At 66.5% G+C, this 358-nt stretch carries 1 protein-coding gene; it reads right to left on the reverse strand.

Going from position 1 to position 358, the window contains the following annotated elements; genetic code table 11:
• Positions 1-132: 132 nt before the first annotated feature.
• Positions 133-358: hypothetical protein (locus AC1DYK_RS36380; RefSeq protein WP_478170687.1), on the reverse strand; the 226-nt coding region annotated here is incomplete at its 5' end.

A 358-nucleotide genomic window follows, 5' to 3' on the forward strand; every position in this document is an offset into this window, starting at 1 on the left:
CCGCACCACCCGCCGGGACACCGACGTCGACATAGACGCCTTCGCCAATTCGATGGAGAACGAAGCCGTCTACGGGAAGAAAATCTTCGACTATCCCCTGGCGTAGGCAGTCGCCGACGAAGTGGCCGCCGACTACCGCATCGTGGTGCCCACCATCACCGACAGCGAACTCCGTGCCACCCTCAACCTCCCCGCCCCGGCACCACCGGCAACGACACCGCTCCCGGCGACGACGCGCTGCGCACCACCGCCCTGCACCTGGCCGTCCTCAAGACCATGTCCGCACACCACCTGCGCCGCGTCCTGGTCTTCTTCCATCGCGTCGAAGACGCCAGAAGGTTCACCGCCGAACTCGGCC

This window comes from Variovorax sp. P2_H12 (assembly GCF_056403395.1).